We start from the raw sequence: 26,845 nt of genomic DNA, 5'->3' as shown, positions 1-26,845 counted from the left end.
CACCCCCAATCGTCCACGATGACGCTGAAACAGCGTCCACGATCAGACTGAAACGCCGTCCACGATCACGCTGAAATCCCGTCCACGATCAGCCTGAAATGCCGTCCACGATGGGCTGAAATACGCACCGGACCAATGGCGCCTGCGAAAACTTCCAGTGTGCCCGCCGCATTGGGCATGGCGAAGGCGGCATCACCCGTCCATGGAAACAGACCCATGCCCAGCGCCAGGGCACCAGCCGATTGAATGAAATGTCGTCGCTGCATGAGAGTTCAGGGAAAGTGCTCCGCGTCGTTTGTGCGGCTGGATTTCAAGCTTAAGCCAGCAGGCTTTGATATGCAGGCAATCAAGTACCGCGCCGGTCAAGCAGCGCGCGGGCGATCGTGCCCAGATCGACGTATTCGAGCTCGGCCCCGGCAGGCACGCCACGCGCCAGCCGGGTGACACGCAGGCCGCGCGGGCGCAGGGTTTCGGCAATGACGTGCGCCGTGGCCTCGCCCTCGTTGGTGAAGTTGGTCGCCAGAATGACCTCTTCCACCAGACCGTCGAGCGCGCGGGAAATCAAGCGGTCGAGGCCGATTTCCTTCGGCCCCAGCCCGTCGAGCGGACTGATGCGGCCCATGAGCACGAAGTACAGGCCGCGGTAGGTCAGCGTCTGCTCCACCGCGGCGAGGTCGGCGGGACTTTCGACCACGCAGAGCTGGCGGGCATCGCGCCGCGTATCGGCGCAGATGCTGCACACCGCGTCTTCGGTGAGCGTGTTGCAGCGGGCGCAGCGCTGCACCGCGCCCAAGGCCGCGTCGAGCGCGCGGGCGATGTGCTGCGCGGCCTCGCGATCGTGTTCGAGCAGGTGATAGGCCATGCGCGACGCCGACTTCGGGCCGACGCCAGGCAGATGCCGCAAGGCGTCGATCAAGGCATCGAGCGCGGGCACATGGCCGGGCGCGGCCTCATGCATGTCGTGAGATCAGCGATCAGAACGGCAGCTTCATGCCGGGCGGCAGCGGCATGCCCGCCGTCACCGCGCCCATTTTTTCCTGCGAAGTCGCTTCGGCCTTGCGCACCGCATCGTTGAACGCCGCAGCCACGAGGTCTTCGAGCATGTCGCGGTCTTCGGCCACCAGGCTGGGGTCGATGCTCACGCGCTTGACGCCGAACTTGCAGGTCATCGTCACCTTCACCAGGCCCGCGCCCGACTGGCCTTCGACCTCGACGTTCGCGAGCTCGTCCTGCACGCGCTTGAGGTTGTCTTGCATCATCTGCGCCTGTTTCATCAGGCCGGAGAGTTGTCCTTTGTTGAACATGGGGTGTCCTTCGATCAGAAAAGTGAATCGCCGCGCTTGCGGCACCGCCGTATTGTCGGTCAGGCCGAGGCGGGCTGTGCTGAAGGGGGCATGGGTTTGAGGCTGCCGGGCACGATTTGCGCGCCCAGGTCGTGCATAAGCTGCTGCACCAGCGGGTCGCTGCGAATCGCGGCTTCGGCATCGGCCTGCGCCTGCGCCTTGGCCCGGGCTTCGCGCTGCATCACGCTGTCGGTCACTTCGCCGACTTCGGTGCGCAGCACGATGCCTTGCCCCAAGGCCAGACGCACCGCGGCCTGCAGCTTGTCGAGCGCCCCGGCGCGGGTGAGTTGTTCGTTGGGCAGGCGAAGCAGCCAGTGCTCACCCTCTATCGCAGCCAGCTCGCTTTGCTGCGCCAGCGCGCGGGGCAGACCGGCGGGCAGTTCCAGCCGCTGCACCAGCGCGGGCCAGTCGGTGTCGGGGGTGATGTGAAGGGGCGGTTCGAGGACGGCGGGACGGGACGATGCGGCGGGCCGCGGCGCCGGCGTGGATGGGGAGGGGTCGCAGGCCAATGGCGCCATCGATTCAGGCACGGCTTGCGCCGAATACCCCGTCGCAGGTTTTTCTTGGACGGCGGGCATGCGGGCCGCGGATTCCAGCGGGACGCTCAAGGTCGCCGCGGTGCGCGGCATGGCCTTGGCTGAGGTCTGCGCCGTGGGCGCGGGCCTGGCGGCCGATGTGGCGGCTTGCACCACGGGCGGTGCCGCCGTCGCTTGCTCGTCCCGCGCAGCCATCAGGGAAGCAGTAGGCTGCGACCCCTGCGCGTCAGGCGCTGCGCTGGCCGCCCCCGGCAGCGGGAACCCGCCTTGCGGCACGCCGCCCGCCATGACCGGAGCGAAGGCCAGCAGGCGCAGCAGGGTCATGGTGAAGCCGGTGCGGTCGTCCGGGGCGAGTGACAGCTCGTTGCGGCCATGCAGCACGGTGGTGTAGGCCAGTTGCACCAGTTCCGGGCTGAGCTGCCCGGCCAGGGCGGACAGCGCCTCGTGCTGCGGATCGTCGGCTTCGGCGGCCTGCGGCACGAGTTGCAGCAGGGCAATGGTCTGCAGCAGGGCCGCCAGCTCTTCCAGCGCCATGCCAAAAGACAGGCCGCGCGCTTCCAGCGCATCGGCCTGATGGATCATCGCCATGCCATCCTGCGCCGCCAGCGCCTGCAGAATGTGCAACAGATCGCTGCGATCGACCGTGCCCAGCATCTGCTGTACCGCCGCCGTCTCCACCCGCCCGGCGCAGTAGGCCAGCGCCTGATCGGTGAGCGAGAGGGCGTCGCGCATCGAACCGTGCGCCGCGCGGGCGATGAGGCGCAGCGCGGCGTCGTCCGCAGGCACGTTCTCGGCCTGCAGCACCTGCTGCAGATGACCGACGATGGCGCCGGGCATCATCGGCTTGAGGTTGAACTGCAGGCAGCGCGACAACACCGTGACCGGCACTTTCTGCGGGTCGGTGGTGGCGAGCACGAACTTCACATAATCGGGCGGCTCCTCCAGCGTCTTCAGCATGGCGTTGAAGGCGTGGTTGGACAGCATGTGCACTTCGTCGATCATGTAGACCTTGAAGCGGCCGACCGTGGGTTTGTAGACCGCCTGCTCCAGCAGCGTGGTCATGTCTTCGACGCCGCGGTTGGAGGCGGCGTCGAGTTCGATGTAATCGACAAAGCGTCCGGCATCGATTTCGGTGCACGCCGGGCACACGCCGCAGGGCTGACTGGTCACCCCGCCCTGACCATCCGGCCCGGTGCAATTGAGCGCCTTGGCCAGAATGCGCGATACCGTCGTCTTGCCCACCCCGCGCGTGCCGGTGAACAGATAGGCGTGGTGCAGACGGTCGTGGTCGAGCGCATGGGTGAGCGCCCGCACCACGTGGTCTTGCCCCATGAGCGAAGCAAAGGTTTTGGGGCGCCATTTGCGCGCCAGCGCGACGGAAGTCATGGGACGATTCTAGGAGCCTGTCGGGCTTGGGGCGCGGAAAGCGAAAAAGGGCGGTGTGGATACCATGTGGCGGCGGGTTTGCCGCCCCATAGCCGAAGCTATGGGGCAAAAAGACGCTGCCGCAGGACGCCGCACCGCCCTTTTGCAGCCCGCGATCCTCAAGTCCGACAGACTCCTAGGAGCCTGTCGGACTTGGGGCGTCGATAGCGAAAAACGGCTCCGGCGAGGACAGTTTTTGCCGATTTCGCCGGGCAATAGTTCGACTATTGTCCAAGACCAGCCCGCAGGGCGCAGGACGCCACGAAGTGGCGGTCCCGAGCGCAGCGAGGGATGGGCCAGAGGCCCACAAAACGGTGAAAAATGGACCGGCGAAGCCGTTTTGCAGCCGACGTTCCTCAAGTCCGACAGACTCCGCCCGCAAAGCCAAGCCCTGCCGCCCCGCTACAGCCGCACCCAGAGCTGGCTGCAATCGAGTTGCAGGGCGCAGGGGCCCAGATCGATGCGGTGGCGCTCCGCGTGAAAATCGCCCGACTTCACATAGCGCCCCTCGTGCAGGTGATAGGCCTTGACCTTGCGCTGCTGCGGATACAGCAGCAGGTAATGCCCCACCCCTTCCTCGGCATACAGGGCGAACTTGGTGTGCTCGTCGCGCCGGGCGCTCTCGGGCGACACCACCTCGGCGATCAGACTGGGCGCGCGGGTGAGGCGCTCGCCCTGCGGGGCGAAGCAGATCACCAGCACGTCCGGGCGCACCACGGTGTCTTCGCCGAATTCCACATCGGTCTCGAACAGCGCCTGACACTCAGGACAACCGCGCAACTGCTCGCCCAACATCAACGCCAAGGCAAAGCTCACGGACTGGTGAGAAACCGCTGGCGACGGCGCCATCGCCAGCGGCTGGCCGTCGATCAGTTCCCAGTCGCCCTCCCAGCGGCGCCAGTCGGTCAGTGTGTAGCGTTCTGCAGCGGGAATGGAGCTCATGGGGGAATCTCCTGGGACAGAAAGCAAGGACGAGGGGGAAAGCGCCCCAGCGGTAACGTCCGAAACGCTTCGTGGTATGAGCACAACCCGCACTATGCGCGCCTTCGGTTTCAATGATAGAGCCTGCACGCCCGAAAAAGACAACCCAGACAACCGCGCTGCGTTGCCTGCAATTCGAACATATGCTACGAAGCTAGACCTGACCCTACTGACTCACTCTGACTCAGACTCACTCCGGCAGCAGGCGGAGAACGCATCGTTTCCATCTGGGAACTCCGGCCAGGAAAGCGCAATCGCGCGCTCTCGCTCATCTCGGCCTGGATAAAGCTGTGACCCCCCGAGGAGCTTACGTCCGAAACGCCGCCGGGAATACCCCGGAACTCCAATGCTGAGTCACGGGCCAAAGTCTAGCCGAACCCACAAGGCCGCGCCATGATCGAAATCACCCTCGACGACCGCGAAGTGCAGGAGCGCCTGCGCCAGTTGCAGCAGCATCTTGGCAACCTGCGCCCGGCCATGGTGCAGATCGGCGAGGCGCTCAAAATCTCCACGCAGGCGCGCTTTCGCACTTCCACCGCGCCCGACGGCACGCCCTGGGCGGCCAACAGCGAGGTGACGCTGGCGCGCTACCTGAACAAGACCGAGGGCAACCGCAAAAAGGACGGCACGCTCAGCAAGAAGGGGAAAACCCGGCTGGCGTCCAAAAAGCCCCTGATCGGCGAGAGCAAGCGCCTGTCCACCCAGTTCGCGGTGCAGGCGCTCCGTATCATCCAGCCTCGGCAAGCGAATCCATCGATCCCACTCGCCACCGATCAGGAGGCCGACGCCATGCCCGAAGCGATTCTCAATGAAGACTGGGAGAACGAAGAAGTGCTCGACATCGACGATCCGCGCATTCCCAATGCCATTCGTGACTTCGGTGCAGGATTCCGCAATCCCGCCCGCTACGTCATCGATCTGGGCCATGGCGAATACGTCCTGTACGGCGCCGACGGCGAGTTGCTCGATCTGTGTTATCTCAAATGATCGACGCCTGCGGGCTGATCACCATGCAAACGCAAAATTGGGGTGTGGGCAATCGTATCGATCATCCGTCATTCGGCGCAGGCACGATCACCTTTGTCGGCGCAGACTATTTGGGTATTGCATTCGATGATGTCGGCGAGATTTTGATTCGCCGTGAGTCCATCGAAAAGCATGAATCAGCGCATCATGAACGGCAGGAGCCCAGCCGCGAATCGATGGCATGGCCGACATCGACTTTCATCCCTGAAAGCCCGGATTCACGACACTTCTCGGGCTCGCACTGGAGCCCGTTTGTCGAAAAATCGGAGGACTTGCTGCGGCACATGCCTGAGATCGTCCAGCAAGCGCAGTTGCAGGAGGGATACGGTGATTTTCGACCCGCGCCGCGAACAGTCCCGCAGCAATGGCCTGTCGGTTTCCAACTGGTCTGGCCGCAGACGACACAAGGAATAGCGTTGACACTCCGTGTCGAAGAAGCGAGCAATGAGATTGTCAGTCTGTTCCCCTTCTTCACAACAGGCGGCCAGCACGCCCTGATACTGCACAAGGTATCTGTTTGGGAAAACGGACTTGAAGCGCAGATCACCGCGTCCTGGCTTGAGGGCGAAGTCACCTTTTACGATGCGAGATACCCGAGCAATCGGGCCTGGTACGAAACGGGCAAGGCCTACGACTTCATCCTGCTTGGCTTGGCCTACGCAGCAAGCCCGGCCAAAAAACATGAGTGGCAGATCCACCGGCATCCCGATGAGGTGGCGTGGCTGAATCAACGACTGGAAGAAGGCGAGGAACCCTATGAGGCCGATTGCACCGTGCGCATGGATGGCGCCGCCATGCTTCTGCCGGTCAGCGGCTGGGACGAAGATGATTACAGTTTCCACGCGCCGGTGAAATCAGTCACCGAGTTCAAGGATTGGCTGGGTCAGGATGGCTGGCGGGTTCGCGCCACCGTGATACGCAGCGGCGATGAGGATGGCGATCTAGACATTCTGATCACTCGGCGTGTTTGGAATGCCCAGACGCCACCGCAAGTCGGGCAGGACATCGAGGGGCAGTTATGGCTGCAGGGCTACCTCTGGATGCCAAGAATGCGCGAAACAGGCTGAAGCGCAGCCGAGATCAGCACTCCAGGTCGAGGAGCTCGCCGAGGAGCTGGGGTCAGGTCTAGCTTCGCGCCGAGGAGCTGGCGCGAGGAGCTGGGGTCAGGTCTAGCTTCGTAGCATGAAGGCAGCGAGGCGAGACTCTATTCTTTGCGCCAGCCACAGCGAAAACTTCGAGCACGAAGCAGCCGCACCGGTAGCAGTCGATGTGGCCGGGGCTGCTGCTGCCGTCGCCGTGGCGAAAGGTGACGGAGGGCGCTCGAACATGTAGTCCTGCGACTCCTGCGCGGGGTGGAAAGTTCGGAGGCGGCGACGCCGCTCCAGCGGGCGATGAAGTCGGCGGCGCGGGCGTTATCTTGCTGCGGGACGGCGGGAGAAGCGGAGAGGATCGAGGCGGTCATGGCGCGGGCAGTGTTGGCGCGATGGTAGGGCCGAGGCGCGCCCTGCCCTGCGCGCCAAGGTACTCGCCGAAGCTGTGCCCGTATGAGCGCCCCAGGGTCGGCGAGCCGACCCCCCCGGGGGGGGGGGATCATGGGGCGCTTCGTTCAGGCCGCCACGGCCTGCACCGCGCTGCGCGCCAGCCAGCGTTGCAGCCCAGACAGCAGCAACCCGTAAAGGGGCAGCACACCCAGCACGGCCATGATGAGCTTCACCGCGTAATCGACCAGGGCGATCTCCACCCAGTGCGCGGCCATGAAGGGGTCGGTGCTGGCGTAGAAGGCGATGGAGAAGAACAGCACGCTGTCCACCAGATTGCCCAGCACGCTCGAAGCGGCAGGCGCGACCCACCAGTGGCGGCTGCCCGCCAACGTGGCGCGCAGGCGCGAGAACACCAAAATATCGAGCAACTGGCCGACGGCGTAGGCGATGAAGCTGCCCAGCGCGATGCGGAACACGAACAGATTGAAGCCGCCCAGCGCCGCCCAACCGGCGAAAGCGCCGTCGTGAAACAGCACCGAGATGGCGTAGGACAGCACCAGCGCGGGCAGCATCACCCGGCGCACCACGCGCCGCGCGGGCGCCGCGCCGAGCAGCCGCGCGGTGAGATCGGTGGCCACATAGACCAACGGAAAGGTGAACGCCCCCCAGGTGGTGTGCAGACCGAACAGGGTGATGGGCAACTGCACGAAGTAATTGCTGGCGGTGATGATGGCAATGTGCAGCGCGGCCAGCGCGGACACGACGGTGCGCTGGCGAGCAGTGCTCAAGTCGAGGGTGAAGAGCATGGCAGACCTTTTTGGTTGAAAAGGCGGGTAAGGGAACCGCCCAAAGAAACGCAGAATTCTACCGAAAGCGCGTTCAACCTCAGTAAGAGGGTCTGATCGATTGACCAATGCCCTGCAAGGGCCCGAGCGGGTTTCGTGTGGACTCGATTTCCGAAATTTCCGGCTGCCCGCCCCAGAGCTTGAACACCACGCGATCGTCCACCACGACCAGCAGCATGTTGAAGCGCCAGCCGGTGGTGACGGTTTCGCGGCGAAAGTCGAGAAAATCGAGCCAGAAGTTGCCCATCCGCTTGCGATCGATGTGGCGCTGGTCGATTTCGTAGCCACGGCAGGCCGCCTGCGCCCGCAGACAGGCGCGGATGCCGGGATCGAGCGACAGCTCACTGCCCGATGGCGGCAGCAGGCGCCGCATGATGTCGGCGTAATGCAGGATGGTGATATTGGGCGTGGTCGATGGGTCGATGCCCTCGGCCTTGAGCTGCGCCGTCGTGGTGACGAAGGGCTGGATGCGCTCGAACGCCGCGTGCGCTTCGTCGAAACTGGTCCACGGCTTGCTGGTCTGCGATTGGCCGCGGGGCAGCAGCGAGGTGCATCCGCCCAGAAAGAGCATCAGGCCGAGCCCAAGAAACAAGGGAACACGCCTGCAGAGCAGGCGCACAGGCAGACAGCCGATCGCATGGGTCATCATGCAGGCAGTGTAAGGTGCGGCAGTGCCCGCCCGATGAACGCCCGTCAATATCGTGGCCTGATCTTGCCGCGTATTTACAACACGGCGGCGTTCGACCTCACCCGTAAAATCGCCGATTTTGCGCGGACGATTGCAACTGACCGCCGATCCCGCCGATTTGCATTCCCAGACCCCGCCCATGACCGAACTCGCCAAATCGTTTGAGCCGCACGACATCGAAGCCCGCTGGACCCGGCGCTGGGAGGAACTGGGCGTGTTCGCGCCGAGCATGGACGAGAGCCAACCGGCGTTTTGTGTGCAACTGCCGCCGCCCAATGTCACCGGCACGCTGCACATGGGCCATGCCTTCAACCAGACGGTGATGGACGCGCTCACCCGCTACCACCGCATGCGCGGCTTCAACACCCTGTGGGTGCCCGGCGCCGATCATGCGGGCATCGCCACGCAGATCGTGGTGGAGCGGCAGTTGCAGGCGCAGGGGCTCAGCCGCCACGACCTCGGGCGTGAGAAGTTTGTCGAAAAGGTCTGGGAATGGAAGCGGCAGTCGGGCAACACCATCACCGGGCAGATGCGCCGCCTGGGCGACTCGGTGAGCTGGGCGCACGAATACTTCACCATGGACGACAAACTGTCCAAGGCCGTGGTGGAGACCTTTGTGCAGCTCTACGAGCAGGGGCTGATCTACCGCGGCAAGCGGCTGGTGAACTGGGACCCGGTGCTCAAGAGCGCGGTCAGCGACCTGGAGGTGGAAAGCCAAGAGCACGAAGGTTTCATGTGGCACATCCTCTACCCGTTCAGCGACGGGCCGATCAACGGTGTGCGCGGCATGCACATCGCCACCACGCGCCCGGAAACCATGATGGCCGACGGCGCGCTGGCGGTGCACCCGGACGACGAGCGCTATGCCAGGTTCATCGGCAAATACGTCGATCTGCCGCTGTGCAACCGCAGGATTCCCATCATCGCCGACAGTTTCGTCGAGCGCGATTTCGGTTCAGGTTGCGTGAAGATCACCGGAGCGCACGACTTCAACGACTACGCCTGCGCGCTGCGCCACGACATCCCGCTGATCACCATCTTCACCGAAGACGCCCGCATCAACGAAAACGGTCCCAAACCCTATCAGGGGCTGGACCGTTACGAAGCGCGCAAGGCACTGCTCAAAGACCTGCAAGCCGGCGGCTTTCTGGAAAAGGCCGTGCCGCACAAGAACATGGTGCCGGTGTGTGCGCGCACCGGGCAGATCGTCGAACCCATGCTCACCGATCAATGGTTCGTCGCCACCACCCGGCCCGGCCCGGACGGCGGGAGCCTGGCGCAGAAAGCCATCGATGCGGTGGCCTCGGGCGAAGTGAAGTTCATCCCCGAAAACTGGGTCAACACATACGACCAGTGGATGCGCAACATCCAGGACTGGTGCATTTCGCGCCAGCTCTGGTGGGGCCACCAGATCCCGGCGTGGTACGGCGAGAACGGCGAGATCTTCGTCGCCCGCAGCGAGGCCGAGGCGCGCGACAAGGCGTCTGCCGCGGGCTACAACCGCTCGCTCAGGCGCGACCCCGACGTGCTCGACACCTGGTACTCCTCCGCACTGGTGCCTTTCTCCACGCTGGGCTGGCCCGAGCACACCCGCGAACTCGACCTGTTCCTGCCTTCCTCGGTGCTGGTGACGGGGTTCGACATCATTTTCTTCTGGGTGGCGCGGATGATCATGATGACCACGCACTTCACCGGACGGGTGCCCTTCCGCCACGTCTACATCCACGGCCTGGTGCTCGACGCGCATGGCAAGAAGATGAGCAAGAGCGAGGGCAATGTGCTCGACCCGGTCGATCTGATCGACGGCATCGAGCTCGCCCCCTTGCTGGAGAAACGCACCACCGGACTGCGCAGGCCGGAAACCGCACCCGCCGTGCGCAAGGCCACGGAAAAGGAATTCCCCGACGGCATTCCCGCCTACGGCGCCGACGCGCTGCGCTTCACCTTTGCCGCCATGGCCACGCTGGGCCGCAATATCCACTTCGACGCCAAACGCTGCGAGGGCTATCGCAATTTCTGCAACAAGCTGTGGAACGCCACGCGCTTCGTGCTGATGCAGGTGGACGGCTTGAGCGCGTTCGATCGCGGCATGGATCAATGCGGCGGCGACTGCGGCCCCGACGGCTATATGCACTTCAGCGCCGCAGACCGCTGGATCGTCTCGCTGCTGCAGCGCAGCGAGCAGCAGGTCGAACAGGGCTTTGCCGACTATCGCCTCGACTTTGTCGCCCAGGCCATCTATCAATTCGTGTGGGACGAGTATTGCGACTGGTATCTGGAAATCGCCAAGACGCAGATCGCCCACGGCACGCCGCAGCAGCAGCGCGCGGCCCGCCGCACCCTGGTGCGCACGCTGGAGGCCGTGCTGCGCCTGGCCCATCCCATCATGCCCTTCATCACCGAAGAGTTGTGGCAGACCGTGGCGCCGCTGGCAGGACGCAAGGGCGAGAGCATCACCGTGGCGCCCTATCCGAAGGCCCAGTTCGAGAAGATCGACGCGCAGGCCGAGGCGGAAATCGCCGCCTTCAAGCAACTGGTCGACGCCTGCCGCAATCTGCGCGGCGAACTGGGCGTCTCACCGGCGCAGCGCTTGCCCTTGCTGGCCTGCGGCGATGTGGCGCTGATCGAGCGTCACCGCCCTGCCCTGCAGGCCCTGGCCAAGGTGTCGGGGGTCCAGGTGTTCGCCGACGAAGCCGCGTGGAAGGCCGCCACACAATCCGCCCCGACCACCGCGCTGGGCGCCCTGCAGTTCGCCCTGTTCGTCGAGGTGGACGCCGCAGCGGAACGGGCGCGCCTGGGCAAGGAAGTGCAGCGTCTGCAGGCCGAAATCGCCAAGGCGCAGGGCAAGCTCTCCAACGCCAGCTTCGTCGATCGCGCTCCGGCGGCTGTCGTCGCACAGGAGCAGGAACGTCTGCGCGACTTTCAGGCGTTGCTGGCCAAGGTGCAAGAGCAGATCGCGCGTCTGCCCGTCGCGCACGCAACAGATGCATTGGCAAGTGGCGGCGCATGAGAACCGCCTCTTGCCGCGCCCCGGGGCCGTGGGTGCGCGCCGTGCGGGGCGCAGGCTCGAGGTCAAGCGCGTCAGGGCTGTCCAAGGGCATCGGTAGGGCAGGGTCGAACGCGGCATGGGGCAAGTCTGCTGCGGTTGCGCTTTGCTCTTAATTCAGCGGACTGCTCCCCGCCGGCAGCCGCTGCAGCGTCGTCAGCGTCGTGCCGATGTGATTCTCGAGTGCCAGTGCCGCGCGCGCGTCGGCGCGCCGCATCGCGGCTTCGTAGATCTCGGCATGCTCGCGATGGACGTCGGGGCGGCCTTCCTCCAGGCCGATGCACAACCGCCGGTAGCGTTCGCCGTGCTGCCACAGAATGCGCAGCACCAGGATGGTCCAGGGAGAAGCCGCAGCCGAGACCAGCTCCTCGTGAAACCGCCGGTTGCACGCCTCCCACGCCGAGCGTTGTGCGAGCGACACCGGCTGCTCGTAGGCACTCAACTCCTCGTAGGCGCGGCGAACCCGCTGTTCCCAGGCCTGGTCGCCCTGGCGCACCGATTCCCGCATGGCGTGGATTTCGATGTGAATGCGCAGCCGCGTGATGTCGGCCAGATCGGCAAGCGACATCGGCTTGACGCGAAAGCCGCGCTGTCCCTCGGCGATGACCAAGGCGTCGCTGACCAGTCGGGTCAGCGCCTCGCGCAGCGTTCCCGCGCCAACCTGGTAGACGTTCTTGAGGTGTTCGACGCGCAGCTTGGTACCCGGCGGGTAGCGGCCTTCGATGATGTGCTGCCGCAACCGCAGGTAGGCCTGCTCGACGAGGGTGCGCGCTGGCGCGGCGGCTTCGTCCCCCGAATCGGTGCAGAGAAACGCGCCCGGATCGGCCGGTGGCGGGCCGCCGATCTGCTCGAAACCGCCAGGCCCGGGGGAGGTCAGATGCGTACTGCTCATGATTTCCGCTCGTCCATATCCTCGTCTCGGCCCAGCCGATAGCTGAGTTTCGCCCGGCTCAACCCGAGCAGACGTGCTGCCGCAGACAAATTGCCCTTGGTCCTGTTGACAGCCTCGTAAAGCAAGGAGTGTTCCAGCTCTTCGATGCCTACGCCGCAATGCTGCAGCTGCTCGAGCAGCGCGCCGCAATCCATCGCATTGGCGCGATGCCGCGCCAGTTTCCCCCCGACGTCGATCCCGACGCCTGACGGCAGTCCGATCCCCGGAAACAGATCCTGAGCTTCGACCACGGCGCCGGGACGCGAGAGAATGACGGCACGCTCGACCAGATTCTCGAGCTCGCGAACATTGCCGGGCCAATTGTAATTGTGCAGCGCATCATAGGCATGGTCGCTCAGCAGCGGCACCGGTTTGCCGTGCAGCGCGGCGAAACGTTCGAGCATCGCGTGCACCAGTGGCTCGATATCGTCGCGACGCTCGCGCAGCGGTGGAATCGTGATCGGGTAGACGTTGATGCGGTAGAACAAATCGGCGCGAAACTGCCCTTCCTTGACCGCCTGTTCGAGATCGCGGTTGGTCGCCGTGACCAGGCGGACGTCGATCTTGCGACTCTGCGCCGCGCCGAGGCGCTCGACCTCGCCTTCCTGGATCACGCGCAGCAGCTTGGCCTGCGCAGTCAACGGCAGTTCGCCGATTTCGTCGAGAAACAGCGTGCCGCCATCGGCACGTTCAAACCGCCCCGGCCGTGCCGCCTGCGAGCCGGTGTATGCGCCCTTTTCCGCGCCGAACAACTCCGACTCGATCAGCTCGTGCGGAATCGCCGCGCAGTTGATCGCGACGAACGGCTTGTCGGCACGGTTGCTGAGCGCTTGCAGGGCGCGGGCGAAACGCTCCTTGCCGACCCCGGTTTCGCCGTTCAGCAGCACCGTGACCTGCGTGGGCGCGGCAGTCTGCAGCAATGCATACGCCTTGCGGAACGCCTCGGACTGGCCGATGAGCTGCGTCTTGTCCGCATCCCCGGCAATTTCCAGCCGCAGCGATTCGACCTGAGTCTGCAGGTCCTCGAGGGTGCGCAGCATCGACTCGGGGCGAAAATACGATGCCAGATCGTCGGCGTCCTCCCACTGCTCCTGCGGCTTGCCGACGATGCGGCAATGCGCGTGGCCGCAGCCCGCGCACTCGACCTCCTTGTATAGGATGGTCCGTCCCATGAGGGCGCTGGTATAGCCCGAGGCATAGCCGATGAGCATCCAGCACACCGGTCGCTCCTGGATGCCGAAGTCGCGCACGTGCACATCCGCCTCCCACGAATGCGACCAGAGGAATTCCCCGTGGAAGTGCCCGGTCTGCGGGTCGGCATCGAACCGCAGCGGCGTCACCTGGGTCATCCCTTCGAGCATGTGCAGCTGCGGACCGACGGCGAATAGGTCGTAGAACGCCTCCGCGGCACGCACACGCTTGGCCAGCGCGCCGTCGCGCTCGCCCGCATCGAACCCGGCGCGGGTGAAGCAGCGTCGGGTCTGCTCCGCCCCGACGGTTTGCATCAACTCGCGCCTCAGTGCACCGAGCGACGCGGCATGCAGCAGCAGCATGCGCTGGCCGGCGAGCCAGATCCGGCCGTCAACCGCGGAGAAATGGATCAGCCGCCGAAGATCGGCGTCGTCCGGGAAAGACGGGGGTTTGTGCTTGGGCATGACCAATTACTCGACATTTTTCCGATCGCTCGGCGGCGACGGCAAAGATAGAGGAGATTTCATCATTTCGTCAAACAGCGCTTGATCGCCTGCAGAAATGATCAAATTTCATGTTGTATCAAGGAGATATGAGTACCCATCGGCTCGGTCAAAAGTTAGGGTTTCCCCAGGGAATAGTGCGCCACGTTCAGGTGCGGCATCGGTGTTTACCCTAAAATCTCGATAATTTTGCTGTGATGCCCCCACCGCAGGCATGTTTGCTGCTTCTATTGCGCCGAGGAGACAGCGATGCATCAAACAACACCAGCCAGCCACGCAGACACCGGTTTCGATCCGGCACGACGCTTTGTGCGCGTGACCGGCAGCCATGCTCACGGCTTCATCGAATTCGAGTTCTCGATCGGATCGGACGAACTCTGCGTCGAGCTGATGCTGCCGCCCGATGCGTTCGACGAATTCTGCCTGGTGCAGCACGCCGAGCGACTGCCCGCGCAACGATGCTCGCAGGATGCGGCCGACGAGTAGCGACGCCTGTCCCGGGCAGACATCCATCCAATCAATCAAGACGAGGAGCAAAAAACGATGAGCATCGATCTGAAGACAGTTGACATCAAGCCGCTGCGCCACACCTACGCGCACGTCGCGGCCTACGTCGGCGGCGACAAGCCGGTATCGCGGTATCTGGAGGGGACGATGGGCGCGCAGTCCGAAGTCAACTTCCACTATCGCCCCACCTGGGACCCGGACCATGAACTGTACGATCCCTCGCGTACCGCCATCGTGATGCGCGACTGGTACGCGCTGCGGGATCCGCGCCAGTTCTATTACGCCACCTGGACCATGACCCGCGCCCGCCAGCAGAACGCGGTCGAGGCCAGCTTCGCATTCGTCGAATCGCGCGGCATGGTCGACGCCCTCCCGCTGGCGCTGCGCGAGCAGGCCCTGTCGGTGCTCGTCCCGCTGCGCCACGCCGCCTGGGGCGCCAACATGAACAACTCGCAGATCTGCGCTATCGGCTACGGCGCGGCGTTCACCGCACCGGCGATGTTCCACGCGATGGACAACCTCGGCGTCGCGCAATTTCTCACCCGGCTCGCGCTGACCTTGGAAGGGGCGGCTGCGCTCGACGCGGCGAAACTGGCGTGGCTCGAAGCCCTGGAATGGCAGCCGCTGCGGCGCTACGTCGAAGATACGCTGGTGGTGCAGGATCCGGTGGAACTGTTCGTCGCGCAGAACCTGGCACTCGACGGCCTGCTCTACCCGCTGATCTACGACGCCTACGTCGACGATCGCATCGCCCTCGAAGGCGGCAGCGCGATCGCGATGCTGACGGCTTTCATGCCCGAATGGCACGACGAATCCGGGCGCTGGATCGACGCCGTGGTCAAGACCCTGGCCGCCGAGTCCGAGGACAACCGCGCACTGCTCACAAACTGGCTGCGCGACTGGGAAGAGCGCGCCGCCGAAGCATTGCTGCCGGTTGCTGAACTCGCTCTGCGCGATGTCGGTCACTCGGTACTGGAAGAGACGCGCGAGCAGCTGCGCGCCCGCGCCGCGAAATGCAGCATCGTGCTCTGAGCGTTCGAGGAAACGACATGTCCAACAACGTATTCATCGCCTTCCAGTCCACAGACGAATCGCGGCCGGTGATCGAGGCCATCATGGCGGACAACCCCGGAGCGGTGGCGGTCGAATCACCGGGGATGGTGAAGATCGACTCTCCGGACCGTCTGACCATCCGCCGCGACAGCATCGAGGAGCGTACCGGCACACGCTTCGACCTGCAGCAGATCCACCTCAACCTCATCACCCTCTCGGGATACATCGACGAGGACGACGACCAGTTCACGCTGAGCTGGAGAAGCTGACACCCCCGGTCATCGCGACCGCAACCCGCGCCCGCGCGGCATATACGCATACACACACAAGGAGACGACTCATGGACACCCGTACCACCAAATCCCGACTCGGACTGAAGGACCGCTACGCCGCGATGACCCGCGGCCTCGGCTGGCAGACGACCTATCAGCCGATGGACAAGGTGTTTCCCTACGACCGCTACGAGGGCATCAAGATCCACGACTGGGACAAGTGGGAAGATCCGTTCCGGTTGACCATGGATGCCTACTGGAAGTATCAGGGTGAGAAGGAGAAGAAGCTCTACGCGGTGATCGACGCCTTCCAGCAGAACAACGGCTTCCTCGGCATCACGGACGCGCGCTACGTCAACGCGCTCAAGGTCTTCATCGATGGCGTCACGCCGCTGGAGTACAACGCGCACCGCGGCTTTGCCCATGTCGGCCGGCATTTCACCGGGGCCGGCACGCGGGTGGCCTGCCAGATGCAGTCGATCGACGAGCTGCGGCATTACCAGACCGAGACGCACTCCATTTCCACCTACAACAAGTTCTTCAGCGGCATGCACCACGCGAACCACTGGCATGACCGGGTGTGGTATTTGTCGGTGCCCAAGTCCTTTTTCGAGGACGCCATGACCGCCGGGCCGTTCGAGTTCCTCACCGCGATCAGCTACTCGTTCGAGTACCTGCTGACCAACCTGCTGTTCGTGCCCTTCATGTCGGGTGCCGCCTACAACGGCGACATGTCGACGGTGACCTTCGGCTTTTCAGCACAGTCCGACGAATCGCGCCACATGACGCTGGGCATCGAGAGCATCAAGTTCATGCTCGAGCAGGATCCGGGCAACGTACCCATCGTTCAGCGCTGGATGGACAAGTGGTTCTGGCGCGCGTACCGGGTGCTGACCCTGGTGTCGATGATGATGGACTACATGCTGCCCAAGCGGGTGATGAGCTGGAAGGAGGCATGGGAGATCTACGCCGAGCAGAACGGCGGGGCGCTGTTCCGCGACCTCGCGCGCTACGGCATCCGCGAACCCAAGGGCTGGCGCGACGCCTGCGAAGGAAAGAACCATATCAGCCACCAGACGTGGAACGTCTTCTACGGCTACAGCGGCGCCACGGCGCTGCACACCTGGGTACCGAAGGACGACGAGATGGCGTGGCTGTCGGCAAAGTATCCCGAGAGTTTCGATCGGCTATATCGCCCGCGGCTGGAGTACTACCGCGAGCGCCAGCGGCAGGGCAGGCGCTTCTACAACAAGACGCTGCCGATGCTGTGCACTACCTGCCAGATCCCGATGATCTTCACCGAACCGGGCGACCCGACCAAGATCTGCTACCGCGAGTCGGACTACCTCGGCGACAAGTACCACTTCTGCAGCGACCACTGCAAGGAGATCTTCGATCACGAGCCCGAGAAGTATGTGCAGTCGTGGCTGCCGGTGCACCAGATCTACCAGGGCAACTGCTTCCCTCCGGGCACCGACCCGACGCGCCCGGGGTTCGACCCGATGGCTGCAGTGCTCGACTACTACGCACTGGAGGACGGCCGCGACAACCTCGACTTCGAAGGGTCGGAGGACCAGAAGAACTTCGCGACTTGGCGCGGCCTGTCGCAGCGCAACTGAAGGAGGTACCGGATCATGACCGTTGCTGCCGTCAAGCCTTACGCCTTCCCCGCGCGGGACACCGTCGACAAGTTTCCCGCGCCGCTGCTCTACATCGGCTGGGAAGATCACCTGATGTTCGGTGCGCCGCTGTGCCTGCCGCTGCCAGCCTCCATGCCGTTCGGCACCATGGTCGAGAAAGTGCTGCCCGACCTGTTCGGCGAACATCCGGATTTCGCCCGGATCGACTGGAGCAAAGTCGAGTGGTTCAAGTCCGGCCGCCCCCTTCATCCAGACCCGGCCAAGTCGCTGGCGGACAACGGCATCGGACACAAGGACGTCATCCGCTTGCGCACCCCGGGACTGGCCGGCATCGGCGGATCGTGCAGCTGATAGCGCCAGAGCTCAGACCATGAGTCACCAGCTCACCATCGAACCGCTGGGTGCGACCATCGAGGTCGAGGACGGCCAGACCATGCTTGACGCCGCATTGCGCAACGGCATCTACCTGCCGCATGCCTGTGGGCACGGCCTGTGCGGAACCTGCAAGGTGCAGGTGTGCGACGGCGAGATCGACATCGGCGACGCCAATGCGTTCGCACTGATGGATTTCGAACGCGAGGAAGGCAAGGCGCTGGCGTGCTGCGCCACGCTCGCCGCCGACACCGTGATCGAGGCCGACATCGATGCGGAACCGGACGCCGAAGTGATCCCGGTGCGCGACTTCGCCGGCGAGGTCTGCCGCATCGACGACCTCACACCGACTATCCGTGCCGTCCATCTGCGGCTGAACCAGCCGATGCGGTTCCAGGCCGGGCAATACGTGCAGCTCGAGATTCCCGGGTTGAACCAGAGCCGCGCCTTCTCGATCGCCTGCGCGCCCGCGCGCACTGCAGCGACTGGCGAGATCGAACTCAACGTCCGACGGGTGCCGGGCGGCGCCGGTACCGGCTACATCCATGAGCAGCTCAAGCCTGGAGACCGGCTGCGCCTTTCGGGGCCGTACGGGCGATTCTTCGTGCGCAAGTCGGCGCGGATGCCGTTGCTGTTCCTCGCGGGCGGTTCGGGGCTGTCGAGCCCGCGGTCGATGATTCATGACCTGCTCGAATCGGGCTGGGAGCTGCCGATCACGCTGGTCTACGGCCAGCGCGACCGCAGCGAGCTGTATTACGACGCCGAGTTCCGCGAGTTGGCCCGGCGCCACCCCAGTTTCAGCTATGTCCCCGCCGTGTCGGACCCGGCGGGCGATGGTCTGTCGGTGCGGCAGGGCTTCGTGCACGAAGTCGCCAAGGCGCACTTTGACGGCGTCTTCGCCGGCCACCAGGCCTACCTGTGCGGGCCGCCGGCAATGATCGACGCCTGCATCACCACGCTGATGCAGGGCCGCCTGTTTGAGCGCGACATTTTCTACGAACGCTTCATTTCCGCGGCCGATGCGCAGCAGGTGCGCAGCCCGCTGTTCCGCAAGGTGCTGTGACATGGCAAGCCTATCGGAGACTCGACCCATGCTGCATCGCGTGATCATCCGCCAGACCGGGGAGTGCTGCGCCTGTTCGAGCGACGAGTCGCTGCTCGCCGGCCTGGTGCGGCTGGGTCGGCGCGGCATTCCGGCGGGCTGTCTGGGCGGCGGTTGTGGCGTCTGCAAGGTACGTGTGCTGCGCGGCCGGGTGCGCAGGCTCGGGCCGGTCAGCCGCGCCCGCGTCACGCTCGATGAAGAAGCTCGGGGCTACACGCTGGCCTGTCGCGTGGCCCCGTGCAGCGAGCTCGAACTCGAGGTTGCGGGCCGGCTGGAGAAGCCGTTTTTCAAGGGGTTCGCCGCTTCGGCGGGCCGCGTCGTAGGCAAGTAGATCAAGAGATCAACGAGGAGATCGACATGGGTGTGATGCGCATTGGCCACGCCAGCCTGAAAGTGATGGACATGGCGGAGGCCGTCCGGCACTACGAAAAAGTGATCGGCATGAAGACGACCATGCAGGACAAGCAGGGCAACGTCTACCTCAAATGCTGGGACGAATGGGACAAGTATTCACTGGTGCTGACGCCGTCGGACCAGGCGGGGCTCAACCACGTCGCGTACAAGGTGCAGCACGACGCCGATCTCGACGCCCTGCGGCAGCGCATCGAGGCCTACGGCATCTCCACCACGATGCTGCCCGAAGGCACGATGCCCGCCACCGGGCGCATGCTGCAGTTCGACCTGCCCAGCGGCCACGAGATGCGGCTGTACGCCACGAAGGAATTCGTCGGTACCGACGTCGGTTCGGTCAACCCCGACCCCTGGCCCGACGACATCAAGGGCGCGGGCGCGCACTGGCTCGACCACTGCCTGCTGATGTGCGAGCTCGATCCCGAGACCGGCGTCAACAAGGTCGCCGAGAACACGCGCTTCGTCATGGAATGCCTGGATTTCGGCCTGGCCGAGCAGGTCATGGTCGGGCCCGACAGCCGCATCCAGGCGGCGACCTGGCTGTATCGGACCACGACCCCCCACGACATCGCCTTCGTTGGCGGCCCCCGCAGGGGACTGCACCACATTTCGTTTTTCCTCGACAGTTGGCACGACGTGCTCAAGTCCGCCGACATCATGGCCAAGAACAAGGTCAGGATCGACGTCGCGCCGACGCGCCACGGCATCACTCGCGGCGAGACGATCTACTTCTTCGACCCCAGCGGCAACCGCAACGAGACCTTCGCCGGGCTGGGCTATCTGACGCAGCCCGATCGTCCGGTGACGACCTGGACCGAGGATCACATGGGCAGCGGCATTTTCTACCATACCGGTGAGCTCGTGCCGTCGTTCACCGAGGTCTACACCTGATCGAGCGCGGAGGTGCCGGGCATGAATCCCAACAGCGAGGTCGCGTGCAGCGTCGGGATGCGCCTGATCGGCTGGCCTGCGGCCAGCCGGGCGGTGCAGGCCGCCGCGCAGGAAGCCCAGCGCCTGGGCGTGCGCGTCAACGTCGCGGTGGTCGACGCCTCGGGGCTGCCTGCCGCCTTCCTGCGCATGCCGGGCGCGCCGCTGCACTCGATCGACATCGCCACCGACAAGGCCTACACCGCGGCGAGCTTCGGGCTGCCCACCGGGCAGTGGAGCCAGGCGCTGCGGTCGCACTCCGAGGCGGTACGCAGCGGCCTCGTGCTGCGGCCGCGGTTCGTCGCCTTCGGTGGCGGCCTGCCGATCGTCGAGGACGGCGTGTGCATCGGCGGCATCGGTGTGTCCGGCGGCAGCGAGCAGGAGGACACGCAATGCGCCCAAGCCGGACTGGCGGCGCTGGGGCTGGGAGCCTCCTGACCACGCCGCGCACCGATTCCCCCTTTTTCTTTTTTTTCGACAACCCCAACCGACAACGCACCATGCTGATGACCGAACCCCATGCGCCGGCACGCCCGCAGGCGGACTCGTCTGCCGGCGTCAAGCAGATCCGCAACTTCATCGATGGCCGCCACGCCGACGGCAGGCGCTGGTTCGACAAGCGCTCGCCGCTGGATGGATCGCTCATAGCGCGGGTGGCCGAGGCCGGGCGCGAGCAGGTCGAGGCCGCGGTGTGCGCGGCCAGGGCCGCGCTCGCCGGCCCGTGGGCACGCCTGACGGTGGCGCAGCGCGCCGACCTGCTGTATGCGGTGGCCGATGGCATCGAACGCCGCTTCGACGACTTCCTCGCCGCCGAGGTCGAGGACACCGGCAAGCCGATGAGCCTGGCGCGGCACGTCGACATCCCGCGCGGCGCGGCCAACTTCAAGATCTTCGCCGACGTGGTCAAGAACGTGCCGACCGAATTCTTCGAAACGGCCACGCCCGACGGTGCCGGCGCGCTCAACTACGCACTGCGCCGGCCGGTCGGCGTGGTCGGGGTGATCTGCCCGTGGAACCTGCCGCTGCTGCTGATGACCTGGAAGGTCGGCCCGGCGCTGGCCTGCGGCAACACCGTCGTCGTCAAACCCTCGGAAGAAACGCCGCAGACCGCCACACTGCTTGGCGAGGTGATGAATGCGGCAGGCGTTCCCGCCGGCGTGTACAACGTCGTGCACGGTTTCGGGCCGGACTCCGCCGGTGAACTGCTCACCACCCACCGCGGCGTCAACGCCATCACCTTCACCGGCGAGACTCGCACCGGTGCGGCGATCATGAAGGCCGCCGCCGACGGCGCCCGCCCGGTGAGCCTGGAGATGGGGGGAAAGAATGCCGCGATCGTGTTCGCCGACTGCGACTTCGACGCCGCAATCGAAGGCACGCTGCGCTCGTGCTTCGCCAACTGTGGCCAGGTCTGCCTCGGCACCGAGCGCGTCTACGTCGAGCGCCCGATCTTCGACCGCTTCGTTGCCGCGCTCAAACGCGGCGCCGAGGGCATGCAGCTCGGCCGTCCGGAGGATCCGGCCACCGGCATGGGCCCGCTCATCAGCCAGGAGCACCGCGACAAGGTGCTGTCGTACTACCGCAAGGCCGCCGAGCTCGGTGCCACCGTGGTCACCGGCGGCGGCATCCCCGACATGCCGGGCGAGCTGGCTGCAGGCGCCTGGGTACAGCCGACCCTCTGGACCGGTCTCGGCGACGACTCGCCGATCGCCAGGGAGGAGATCTTCGGCCCCTGCGCGCTGATCCTGCCGTTCGATACCGAGGCGGAGGTGGTGCGCCGCGCCAACGACAACGACTACGGCCTGGCCACCGCGATCTGGACGCGCGACCTGGCGCGCGCGCACCGTATGGCCGCCGCCATCGAAGTCGGTCTCGCCTGGGTGAACTCCTGGTTTCTGCGCGACCTGCGCACCCCGTTCGGCGGCGCCAAGCAGTCGGGCATCGGGCGCGAAGGCGGCGTCCATTCGCTGGAGTTCTACACCGAACTCAAGAACGTGTGCATCAAACTGTGAAGACCCCCGCCATGGACCATGCATCCACTGCCGTCGCCAACCCGGAAATCGCCCGCTCCCTCGTCGCCGCCGGCATCCGCACCAACTACCACGACGTCGGCAGCGGCCCGCCGCTGCTGCTGATCCACGGCTCCGGTCCGGGCGTATCGGCCTGGGCCAACTGGCGCCTGGTCATTCCCGCGCTGGCCAGGCAGGCGCGCGTCGTCGCGCCCGACATGGTCGGCTTCGGCTACACCGACCGGCCGCCGGGACAGCGCTACGACATGGACGTCTGGGTCGGCCAGGCGCTCGGGTTGCTCGACGCGCTGGGCATCGAGCGCGCCGACCTCGTCGGCAATTCCTTCGGCGGCGCGCTGGCGCTGGCGCTGGCGATCCGCCAGCCGCAGCGCGTGCGGCGGCTGGTGCTGATGGGCAGCGTGGGGGTGAAGTTTCCGATCACCCCGGGGCTTGACGCCGTGTGGGGCTACACGCCCTCGTTCGAGAACATGCGCCGCCTGCTGGACCTCTTCGCCCATGACCGCAGCCTGGTCAACGACGAACTGGCGCGGCTGCGCTACGAAGCCAGCATCCGCCCCGGCTTCCAGGAGTCGTTCGCGGCGATGTTCCCGGCGCCGCGCCAGCGCTGGGTCGACGCCATGGCCAGCCGCGAGTCCGACATCCGCGCGCTGCCCCACCAGACGCTGGTGATCCACGGCCGCGAGGACCGGATCATCCCGCTGTCGAACTCGCTGACGCTGGCGGATTGGATTCCCCGCGCGCAACTGCACGTCTTCGGCCAGTGCGGCCACTGGACGCAGATCGAACATGCGGCCCGCTTCGTCCGGCTGGTCGGCGACTTCCTGGCCGAGGCCGGCGCCGACGAGCCCGCTCCCCTGACCCGTTGAATCCCCCGACGCCTCCCATGACCCCCGAACTCATCGACAGCCTCGGCGACGCGCTGCATGCCGCGCTGGCGGCGCGCCACACCATCGAGCCGCTGACCAGCCGGCACCCCGACATCACCCTCGACGCGGCCTATCGCGTGCAGCAGCGCATGCTCGCGCGGCGTCTGGACGGCGGCGAAACCGTCATCGGCAAGAAGATCGGCGTGACTTCGAAAGCGGTGATGGACATGCTCGGCGTCTACCAGCCCGACTTCGGCTACCTGCTGTCGGGCATGGTCTACGGCGAAGGCCAGACGATTGCCACCGACACGCTGATCCAGCCCAAGGCCGAGGGCGAGATCGCCTTCGTGCTGAAGAAGGAACTGCTCGGTCCCGGCATCACCAACGCCGCAGTGCTCGCCGCGACCGAATGCGTGATGCCCTGCTTCGAGATCGTCGATTCGCGCATCCGCGACTGGAAGATCAAGATCGAGGACACCGTGGCCGACAACGCCTCATGCGGCGTGTTCGTCCTCGGCGACCGCGCCGTCGCGCCGTCGTGCGTGGACCTGTCCACCTGCGGCATGGTGCTCGAGAAGAACGGCCAAGTCATCGCCACCGGTGCCGGCGCCGCGGCGCTGGGCTCGCCGGTCAACGCCGTGGCCTGGCTGGCCAACACTCTGGGTCGCCTGGGCATCCCGCTCAAGGCAGGCGAGGTGATCCTCTCCGGGGCCCTGGCCGCCATGGCCGTGGTCAAGCCCGGGGACCACTTCCGCATGTCTCTTGGCGGCATCGGCAGTTGTGCGGTGCGTTTTGCCTGATGCGCCCAAGGGGACGACCATGGACTTGCAACTCTCCGGGAAAAAAGCCCTGGTGACCGGATCGACTGCCGGCATCGGCTATGCCATCGCGCGCGCACTCGCGGCCGAAGGCGTGCGCGTCGTGGTCAATGGCCGCAGCATCGACACCACGCAGGCGGCAGTAGCGCGCCTGCGAGCCGAGTTCGGGGCGCAGGCGCCGCTGATGGCCTGCGCCGCCGACCTCGGCACGGCGCAGGGGTGCGCCGCACTGATTGAGTCTCACCCGGATGTGGACATTCTGGTCAACAGCCTGGGCATCTTCGAGCCCAAGGCCTTCGAGTCGATCCCCGACGAAGATTGGCTGCGGTTTTTCGCAGTGAACGTCATGAGTGGCGTGCGGCTGTCGCGTCACTACCTGCCGCGCATGAAGGCGTGCGGCTGGGGGCGCATCGTTTTCATCTCCAGCGAATCGGGCCTGTGTCCGCCGGCCGAGATGGTGCACTACGGCATGACCAAGACCGCGCAGCTGTCGGTGGCGCGCGGCCTGGCCGAAACCACCCAGGGCACCGCGGTGACGGTCAACAGCGTGCTGCCCGGCCCGACCCGGACCGAGGGCGTTGAGCACTTTTTTGCCAAGCTCGCCGCCGCACAGGGACAAAGCCCCGAGCAGTTCGAGCAGGATTTTTTTGCCACGGCGCGGCCCACCTCCATCCTCCGACGCCTCATCGATCCGGCGGAAGTGGCCGCCGTCGTGGCCTTCGTTTGCAGCCCGCGGGCGGCGGCGATCAATGGCGCAGCCGTGCGCGCCGAAGGCGGCGTCGTGCGCTGCATTTAGGGGGATCAACCCCTCGATTCGAACCCAAGGAAACTCCCATGACCCAGAAAATCCGCTGTGCCATCATCGGCCCCGGCAACATCGGCACGGACCTGCTGGCCAAGCTGATGCGCAGCCCGGTGCTCGAACCTGTTTGGATGGTGGGCATCGATCCCGCCTCGGACGGACTCAAGAAAGCGCGCGAGCTCGGCATCAAGACCACCGCAGAGGGCGTCGACGGCCTGTTGCCCCACGTCAAGGCCGACGGCGTGCAGATTGCCTTTGACGCCACCAGCGCTTATGTGCACAAGGCCAACTCCGACAAGCTCACGGCGCTGGGCGTGATGATGATCGACCTCACGCCCGCGGCCATCGGCCCGTACTGCGTGCCGCCGGTCAACCTCAAGGAGCATGTGGGCCAGCGGGAGATGAACGTCAACATGGTCACCTGCGGCGGGCAGGCCACCATCCCGATGGTCGCCGCGGTGTCGCAGGTGCAGCCGGTGGAGTACGCCGAGATCGTCGCCACCGTGGCGTCGCGTTCGGCCGGGCCGGGCACGCGCAAGAACATCGACGAGTTCACCCGCACCACCGGCGCGGCGGTCGCGAAGGTCGGCGGCGCCAGGCAGGGCAAGGCCATCATCATCATCAACCCCGCCGAGCCGCCGCTGATCATGCGCGACACCGTGCACTGCCTGACCACGACGGCGCCGGACGAGGCGCGGATCACCCAGTCGATCCAGGCCATGCTCGCGCAAGTGCAGCAGTACGTCCCCGGCTATCGCATCGTCAACGGCCCGGTGTTCGACGACAACCGCGTGTCGGTCTTCCTCGAGGTCGAGGGCCGGGGCGACTACCTGCCCAAGTACGCCGGCAACCTCGACATCATGACCGCGGCTGCGGCGCGCACCGCCGAGATGTTCGCCGAGGAGCTGCTCGCCGGGCGCATCACGCTCGAGCCGGTCGACTCCGTCTGCGCCTGAACCCGTCCCCCATCGAAGGAACCCACCATGAATCTGCAAGGCAGGAACATCACCCTCCACGACATGACATTGCGCGACGGCATGCACCCCAAACGCCACCGCATCACCCTGGATCAGATGCGCGCCGTCGCCCGCGGCCTCGACGAGGCCGGCATGCCGCTGATCGAGGTCACCCACGGCGACGGACTGGGCGGCGCCTCGGTCAACTACGGCTTTCCGGCGCACTCCGACGCGGAGTACCTCGGCGCCGTGATCCCGCTGCTGCGACGCGCCAAGGTGTCGGCGCTGCTGCTGCCGGGAATCGGCACGGTCGATCACCTGAAGATGGCCTACGACCTGGGTGTGCGCACCATCCGCGTGGCGACCCACTGCACCGAGGCCGACGTCGCCGAGCAGCACATCACCCTGGCGCGCAAGCTGGACATGGACACCGTGGGCTTTCTGATGATGAGCCACATGAACAGCCCCGAGGGTCTGGTCCGCCAGGCGCGGCTGATGGAAGGGTACGGCGCCAACTGCATCTACATCACCGACTCCGCCGGCTACATGCTGCCCGACGACGTGCGCGCCCGGCTGAGGGCGGTGCGCGACGCGCTCAAGCCGGACACCGAACTGGGCTTTCACGGCCACCACAATCTGGCAATGGGCGTGGCCAACTCGATCGCCGCCATCGAGTGCGGCGCCAACCGCATCGACGCCGCGTGCGCCGGCCTGGGCGCAGGGGCCGGCAACACGCCGATGGAGGTGCTGGTCGCCGTGCTCGACCGCATGGGCGTGTCCACCGGCGTCGATGTGTGGAAGATCCAGGACGTGGCCGAGGATCGGGTGGTGCCGATGATGGATTTTCCGATCCGCATCGACCGCGACGCGCTGACCCTGGGCTATGCCGGGGTGTACGGCTCGTTCTTGCTGTTTGCCAAGCGCGCCGAGAAGAAGTACGGGGTGCCGGCACGCGACATCCTGGTCGAACTCGGCCGCCGCGGCATGGTCGGCGGCCAGGAGGACATGATCGAGGACACGGCGCTGAGCCTGGCCAGAGCCCGCGGCCTGCGGCCCGCACGCGTTCTGGCGGCGGCGTGAAGCAAGGGGAGCG

General features: G+C 65.6%; 28 protein-coding genes. 19 read left to right on the top strand and 9 right to left on the bottom strand.

What is annotated here, in order from left to right; genetic code table 11:
• Window positions 1-65 precede the first annotated feature (65 nt).
• From RBR52_RS01605 to RBR52_RS01585, 5 genes are all read right to left on the bottom strand, one after another.
• The gene (locus RBR52_RS01605; RefSeq protein ID WP_320375425.1) at window positions 66-266 is read right to left on the bottom strand and encodes a hypothetical protein; all 201 of its coding nucleotides are present in this window, start codon (window positions 264-266) and stop codon (window positions 66-68) included.
• An 80-nt stretch (window positions 267-346) separates the two neighbouring features.
• On the bottom strand, window positions 347-958 hold the full coding sequence (gene recR, locus RBR52_RS01600; protein ID WP_320375424.1) for a recombination mediator RecR: 612 nt from the start codon (window positions 956-958) through the stop codon (window positions 347-349).
• 16 nt (window positions 959-974) lie between these two features.
• On the bottom strand, window positions 975-1,304 hold the full coding sequence (locus RBR52_RS01595) for a YbaB/EbfC family nucleoid-associated protein (RefSeq protein ID WP_320375423.1): 330 nt from the start codon (window positions 1,302-1,304) through the stop codon (window positions 975-977).
• A gap of 59 nt (window positions 1,305-1,363) precedes the next feature.
• A complete protein-coding gene (gene dnaX / locus RBR52_RS01590; protein WP_320375422.1) occupies window positions 1,364-3,265 on the bottom strand; it encodes a DNA polymerase III subunit gamma/tau in 1,902 nt (633 codons plus the stop codon).
• Window positions 3,266-3,706: 441 nt separating this feature from the next.
• Entirely contained in the window at window positions 3,707-4,246 is a 540-nt protein-coding gene (locus tag RBR52_RS01585; RefSeq protein WP_320375421.1) for a Uma2 family endonuclease, read from the bottom strand.
• 432 nt (window positions 4,247-4,678) lie between these two features.
• Between RBR52_RS01585 and RBR52_RS01580 the strand changes: the two genes are divergently transcribed.
• Window positions 4,679-5,272, top strand: coding sequence for a phage virion morphogenesis protein (locus RBR52_RS01580; protein ID WP_320375420.1), 594 nt, complete (start codon window positions 4,679-4,681; stop codon window positions 5,270-5,272).
• Window positions 5,269-6,378 carry a hypothetical protein gene (locus RBR52_RS01575; RefSeq protein ID WP_320375419.1) on the top strand — a complete coding sequence of 370 codons (1,110 nt, stop codon included), beginning with the start codon at window positions 5,269-5,271 and terminating at the stop codon, window positions 6,376-6,378. The genes RBR52_RS01580 and RBR52_RS01575 overlap by 4 nt, the downstream gene beginning before the upstream one ends.
• A gap of 539 nt (window positions 6,379-6,917) precedes the next feature.
• Here RBR52_RS01575 and RBR52_RS01570 read toward each other — a convergent pair.
• Window positions 6,918-7,598 carry a 7-cyano-7-deazaguanine/7-aminomethyl-7-deazaguanine transporter gene (locus tag RBR52_RS01570; protein WP_320375418.1) on the bottom strand — a complete coding sequence of 227 codons (681 nt, stop codon included), beginning with the start codon at window positions 7,596-7,598 and terminating at the stop codon, window positions 6,918-6,920.
• Between the two features lie 79 nt (window positions 7,599-7,677).
• Entirely contained in the window at window positions 7,678-8,286 is a 609-nt protein-coding gene (locus tag RBR52_RS01565) for a hypothetical protein (protein WP_320375417.1), read from the bottom strand.
• Window positions 8,287-8,319: 33 nt separating this feature from the next.
• Here RBR52_RS01565 and RBR52_RS01560 point away from each other — a divergent pair, with 33 nt between their 5' ends.
• Entirely contained in the window at window positions 8,320-8,490 is a 171-nt protein-coding gene (locus RBR52_RS01560; protein ID WP_320375416.1) for a hypothetical protein, read from the top strand.
• Window positions 8,465-11,335: a valine--tRNA ligase gene (locus tag RBR52_RS01555; RefSeq protein WP_320375415.1), complete on the top strand. Its 2,871-nt coding sequence runs from the start codon at window positions 8,465-8,467 to the stop codon at window positions 11,333-11,335. The genes RBR52_RS01560 and RBR52_RS01555 overlap by 26 nt, the downstream gene beginning before the upstream one ends.
• Before the next feature lie 148 nt (window positions 11,336-11,483).
• Here RBR52_RS01555 and RBR52_RS01550 read toward each other — a convergent pair whose 3' ends face one another.
• Together RBR52_RS01550 and RBR52_RS01545 are read right to left on the bottom strand one after the other, a co-directional pair.
• Window positions 11,484-12,263 (bottom strand): GntR family transcriptional regulator, encoded by a 780-nt coding sequence (locus RBR52_RS01550; RefSeq protein WP_320375414.1) that lies wholly within the window; start codon window positions 12,261-12,263, stop codon window positions 11,484-11,486.
• Window positions 12,260-13,957, bottom strand: a complete 1,698-nt coding sequence (locus RBR52_RS01545; protein ID WP_320375413.1) for a sigma 54-interacting transcriptional regulator — start codon at window positions 13,955-13,957, stop codon at window positions 12,260-12,262. Before RBR52_RS01545 ends, RBR52_RS01550 begins: the two co-directional genes overlap by 4 nt.
• 288 nt (window positions 13,958-14,245) lie before the next feature.
• Between RBR52_RS01545 and RBR52_RS01540 the strand changes: the two genes are divergently transcribed.
• The 15 genes from RBR52_RS01540 to dmpG all read left to right on the top strand — a co-directional run bounded on the left by RBR52_RS01540 (window position 14,246) and on the right by dmpG (window position 26,832).
• On the top strand, window positions 14,246-14,482 hold the full coding sequence (locus RBR52_RS01540) for a phenol hydroxylase subunit (RefSeq protein WP_320375412.1): 237 nt from the start codon (window positions 14,246-14,248) through the stop codon (window positions 14,480-14,482).
• Between the two features lie 57 nt (window positions 14,483-14,539).
• Window positions 14,540-15,535, top strand: a complete 996-nt coding sequence (locus RBR52_RS01535; protein WP_320375411.1) for a phenol hydroxylase — start codon at window positions 14,540-14,542, stop codon at window positions 15,533-15,535.
• A gap of 17 nt (window positions 15,536-15,552) precedes the next feature.
• On the top strand, window positions 15,553-15,825 hold the full coding sequence (locus RBR52_RS01530; RefSeq protein ID WP_320375410.1) for an MmoB/DmpM family protein: 273 nt from the start codon (window positions 15,553-15,555) through the stop codon (window positions 15,823-15,825).
• Between the two features lie 71 nt (window positions 15,826-15,896).
• Window positions 15,897-17,447, top strand: coding sequence for an aromatic/alkene/methane monooxygenase hydroxylase/oxygenase subunit alpha (locus tag RBR52_RS01525; protein WP_320375409.1), 1,551 nt, complete (start codon window positions 15,897-15,899; stop codon window positions 17,445-17,447).
• A 15-nt stretch (window positions 17,448-17,462) separates the two neighbouring features.
• The gene (locus RBR52_RS01520; RefSeq protein ID WP_320375408.1) at window positions 17,463-17,819 is read left to right on the top strand and encodes a phenol hydroxylase subunit P4; all 357 of its coding nucleotides are present in this window, start codon (window positions 17,463-17,465) and stop codon (window positions 17,817-17,819) included.
• Between the two features lie 19 nt (window positions 17,820-17,838).
• Entirely contained in the window at window positions 17,839-18,903 is a 1,065-nt protein-coding gene (locus RBR52_RS01515; protein WP_320375407.1) for a 2Fe-2S iron-sulfur cluster binding domain-containing protein, read from the top strand.
• Between the two features lie 28 nt (window positions 18,904-18,931).
• Window positions 18,932-19,273 carry a 2Fe-2S iron-sulfur cluster-binding protein gene (locus RBR52_RS01510; protein WP_320375406.1) on the top strand — a complete coding sequence of 114 codons (342 nt, stop codon included), beginning with the start codon at window positions 18,932-18,934 and terminating at the stop codon, window positions 19,271-19,273.
• Window positions 19,274-19,299: 26 nt separating this feature from the next.
• A complete protein-coding gene (locus RBR52_RS01505) occupies window positions 19,300-20,244 on the top strand; it encodes a catechol 2,3-dioxygenase (protein WP_320375405.1) in 945 nt (314 codons plus the stop codon).
• Window positions 20,245-20,265: 21 nt separating this feature from the next.
• Window positions 20,266-20,718, top strand: coding sequence for a heme-binding protein (locus tag RBR52_RS01500; protein WP_320375404.1), 453 nt, complete (start codon window positions 20,266-20,268; stop codon window positions 20,716-20,718).
• A 62-nt stretch (window positions 20,719-20,780) separates the two neighbouring features.
• On the top strand, window positions 20,781-22,292 hold the full coding sequence (locus tag RBR52_RS01495) for a 2-hydroxymuconic semialdehyde dehydrogenase (RefSeq protein WP_320375403.1): 1,512 nt from the start codon (window positions 20,781-20,783) through the stop codon (window positions 22,290-22,292).
• An 11-nt stretch (window positions 22,293-22,303) separates the two neighbouring features.
• The gene (locus RBR52_RS01490; protein ID WP_320375402.1) at window positions 22,304-23,176 is read left to right on the top strand and encodes an alpha/beta fold hydrolase; all 873 of its coding nucleotides are present in this window, start codon (window positions 22,304-22,306) and stop codon (window positions 23,174-23,176) included.
• Between the two features lie 17 nt (window positions 23,177-23,193).
• The gene (gene dmpE / locus RBR52_RS01485; protein ID WP_320375401.1) at window positions 23,194-23,976 is read left to right on the top strand and encodes a 2-oxopent-4-enoate hydratase; all 783 of its coding nucleotides are present in this window, start codon (window positions 23,194-23,196) and stop codon (window positions 23,974-23,976) included.
• Between the two features lie 19 nt (window positions 23,977-23,995).
• A complete protein-coding gene (locus RBR52_RS01480; protein ID WP_320375400.1) occupies window positions 23,996-24,790 on the top strand; it encodes an SDR family oxidoreductase in 795 nt (264 codons plus the stop codon).
• A 38-nt stretch (window positions 24,791-24,828) separates the two neighbouring features.
• On the top strand, window positions 24,829-25,752 hold the full coding sequence (locus RBR52_RS01475; protein WP_320375399.1) for an acetaldehyde dehydrogenase (acetylating): 924 nt from the start codon (window positions 24,829-24,831) through the stop codon (window positions 25,750-25,752).
• Between the two features lie 27 nt (window positions 25,753-25,779).
• Entirely contained in the window at window positions 25,780-26,832 is a 1,053-nt protein-coding gene (gene dmpG, locus RBR52_RS01470; RefSeq protein ID WP_320375398.1) for a 4-hydroxy-2-oxovalerate aldolase, read from the top strand.
• The last annotated feature ends 13 nt before the right edge of the window (window positions 26,833-26,845 follow it).

This window comes from Thiomonas sp. (genome assembly GCF_034007205.1).
Lineage (GTDB): Bacteria > Pseudomonadota > Gammaproteobacteria > Burkholderiales > Burkholderiaceae_C > Thiomonas.
The sequence above is the reverse complement of the archived record's forward strand: the minus strand, read 5'-3'. Positions and strand labels throughout refer to the sequence as shown.

Coding starts and splice junctions, on each gene's coding strand:
- RBR52_RS01595 (WP_320375423.1), bottom strand. CDS start 1,304: ATGTTCAACAAAGGACAACTCTCCGGCCTGATGAAACAGGCGCAGATG.
- RBR52_RS01555 (WP_320375415.1), top strand. CDS start 8,465: ATGACCGAACTCGCCAAATCGTTTGAGCCGCACGACATCGAAGCCCGC.
- RBR52_RS01575 (WP_320375419.1), top strand. CDS start 5,269: ATGATCGACGCCTGCGGGCTGATCACCATGCAAACGCAAAATTGGGGT.
- RBR52_RS01515 (WP_320375407.1), top strand. CDS start 17,839: ATGAGTCACCAGCTCACCATCGAACCGCTGGGTGCGACCATCGAGGTC.
- RBR52_RS01585 (WP_320375421.1), bottom strand. CDS start 4,246: ATGAGCTCCATTCCCGCTGCAGAACGCTACACACTGACCGACTGGCGC.
- RBR52_RS01525 (WP_320375409.1), top strand. CDS start 15,897: ATGGACACCCGTACCACCAAATCCCGACTCGGACTGAAGGACCGCTAC.
- RBR52_RS01500 (WP_320375404.1), top strand. CDS start 20,266: ATGAATCCCAACAGCGAGGTCGCGTGCAGCGTCGGGATGCGCCTGATC.
- RBR52_RS01520 (WP_320375408.1), top strand. CDS start 17,463: ATGACCGTTGCTGCCGTCAAGCCTTACGCCTTCCCCGCGCGGGACACC.
- RBR52_RS01605 (WP_320375425.1), bottom strand. CDS start 266: ATGCAGCGACGACATTTCATTCAATCGGCTGGTGCCCTGGCGCTGGGC.
- RBR52_RS01570 (WP_320375418.1), bottom strand. CDS start 7,598: ATGCTCTTCACCCTCGACTTGAGCACTGCTCGCCAGCGCACCGTCGTG.
- RBR52_RS01550 (WP_320375414.1), bottom strand. CDS start 12,263: ATGAGCAGTACGCATCTGACCTCCCCCGGGCCTGGCGGTTTCGAGCAG.
- RBR52_RS01505 (WP_320375405.1), top strand. CDS start 19,300: ATGGGTGTGATGCGCATTGGCCACGCCAGCCTGAAAGTGATGGACATG.
- RBR52_RS01580 (WP_320375420.1), top strand. CDS start 4,679: ATGATCGAAATCACCCTCGACGACCGCGAAGTGCAGGAGCGCCTGCGC.
- RBR52_RS01565 (WP_320375417.1), bottom strand. CDS start 8,286: ATGATGACCCATGCGATCGGCTGTCTGCCTGTGCGCCTGCTCTGCAGG.
- RBR52_RS01480 (WP_320375400.1), top strand. CDS start 23,996: ATGGACTTGCAACTCTCCGGGAAAAAAGCCCTGGTGACCGGATCGACT.
- RBR52_RS01475 (WP_320375399.1), top strand. CDS start 24,829: ATGACCCAGAAAATCCGCTGTGCCATCATCGGCCCCGGCAACATCGGC.
- RBR52_RS01530 (WP_320375410.1), top strand. CDS start 15,553: ATGTCCAACAACGTATTCATCGCCTTCCAGTCCACAGACGAATCGCGG.
- dmpE (WP_320375401.1), top strand. CDS start 23,194: ATGACCCCCGAACTCATCGACAGCCTCGGCGACGCGCTGCATGCCGCG.
- RBR52_RS01535 (WP_320375411.1), top strand. CDS start 14,540: ATGAGCATCGATCTGAAGACAGTTGACATCAAGCCGCTGCGCCACACC.
- RBR52_RS01510 (WP_320375406.1), top strand. CDS start 18,932: ATGCTGCATCGCGTGATCATCCGCCAGACCGGGGAGTGCTGCGCCTGT.
- RBR52_RS01560 (WP_320375416.1), top strand. CDS start 8,320: ATGAACGCCCGTCAATATCGTGGCCTGATCTTGCCGCGTATTTACAAC.
- dmpG (WP_320375398.1), top strand. CDS start 25,780: ATGAATCTGCAAGGCAGGAACATCACCCTCCACGACATGACATTGCGC.
- RBR52_RS01540 (WP_320375412.1), top strand. CDS start 14,246: ATGCATCAAACAACACCAGCCAGCCACGCAGACACCGGTTTCGATCCG.
- dnaX (WP_320375422.1), bottom strand. CDS start 3,265: ATGACTTCCGTCGCGCTGGCGCGCAAATGGCGCCCCAAAACCTTTGCT.
- RBR52_RS01545 (WP_320375413.1), bottom strand. CDS start 13,957: ATGCCCAAGCACAAACCCCCGTCTTTCCCGGACGACGCCGATCTTCGG.
- RBR52_RS01495 (WP_320375403.1), top strand. CDS start 20,781: ATGCTGATGACCGAACCCCATGCGCCGGCACGCCCGCAGGCGGACTCG.
- RBR52_RS01490 (WP_320375402.1), top strand. CDS start 22,304: ATGGACCATGCATCCACTGCCGTCGCCAACCCGGAAATCGCCCGCTCC.
- recR (WP_320375424.1), bottom strand. CDS start 958: ATGCATGAGGCCGCGCCCGGCCATGTGCCCGCGCTCGATGCCTTGATC.